The sequence below is a fragment of the Pseudoalteromonas sp. Isolate6 genome, from assembly GCF_022398435.1.
Lineage (GTDB): Bacteria > Pseudomonadota > Gammaproteobacteria > Enterobacterales > Alteromonadaceae > Pseudoalteromonas > Pseudoalteromonas galatheae.
On sequence record NZ_JAKEVK010000421.1, the window covers coordinates 1 to 614 of the forward strand.

General features: G+C 47.6%; 1 rRNA gene. It reads left to right on the plus strand.

The annotated features are described in order from the left end of the window. Nucleotides 1-614: ribosomal RNA gene (locus tag L1D50_RS23270) — 23S ribosomal RNA — on the plus strand; the annotation flags it as partial.

The window sequence follows — 614 nt, forward strand, 5'->3', positions numbered from 1 at the left end:
AGTTAGTGGAACATGCTGGAAAGCATGACGAAACAGGGTGATAGTCCCGTACACAAAAACTTATCTAAAGTGAAATCGAGTAGGTCGGAGCACGTGAAACTTTGACTGAATATGGGGGGACCATCCTCCAAGGCTAAATACTCCCAACTGACCGATAGTGAACCAGTACCGTGAGGGAAAGGCGAAAAGAACCCCTGTGAGGGGAGTGAAATAGAACCTGAAACCGTGTACGTACAAGCAGTAGGAGCCCACCACCAAATAYCTTTGTTGGGGTTCTTTAACATCGACCTGCTTTAGCAGCCGATGATAAAAGACATCTCGAAGAAATAGAACCTAGGTGGTTCAAATRGCAGAGCTATTTGGGGTGGGTGACTGCGTACCTTTTGTATAATGGGTCAGCGACTTATATTCTGTAGCGAGGTTAACCRTTTAGGGGAGCCGTAGCGAAAGCGAGTCTTAACTGGGCGCTTAAGTTGCAGGGTATAGACCCGAAACCCGGTGATCTAGCCATGGGCAGGTTGAAGGTTGAGTAACATCAACTGGAGGACCGAACCCACTAACGTTGAAAAGTTAGGGGATGACCTGTGGCTAGGAGTGAAAGGCTAATCAAACCG